General features: G+C 66.0%; 1 protein-coding gene. It reads left to right on the forward strand.

Annotation, left to right across the window (positions count from 1 at the left end):
* On the forward strand, positions 1–303 hold a 303-nt coding region (locus HLUSI_RS0125665), incomplete at both ends, for an SDR family NAD(P)-dependent oxidoreductase (RefSeq protein WP_016836651.1).

The raw sequence follows: 303 nt of genomic DNA on the forward strand, positions 1-303 counted from the left end.
AATCGCCGGCGCCGTCGACATCCTCATCAACAACGCCGCCAATGACGATCGCCACAAGGTCGCCGAGGTGACGCCGGCCTATTGGGATGAACGCATGGCGGTCAACCTGCGCCATCAGTTCTTTTGCGCACAGGCAGTCACGCCCGGCATGCGCGAGAGGGGACGCGGCGTGATCCTGAATTTCGGCTCGATCTCGTGGCACCTGGCGCTGCCCGGCCTGGCGCTGTACATGACCGCCAAGGCCGCCATCGAGGGACTGACGCGCGGCCTGCGGCGCTGGTGGAAGCCTTCGCGCAACAAGGC

It is taken from the genome of Herbaspirillum lusitanum P6-12 (assembly GCF_000256565.1).
Taxonomy (GTDB): Bacteria; Pseudomonadota; Gammaproteobacteria; order Burkholderiales; family Burkholderiaceae_D; genus Herbaspirillum; species Herbaspirillum lusitanum.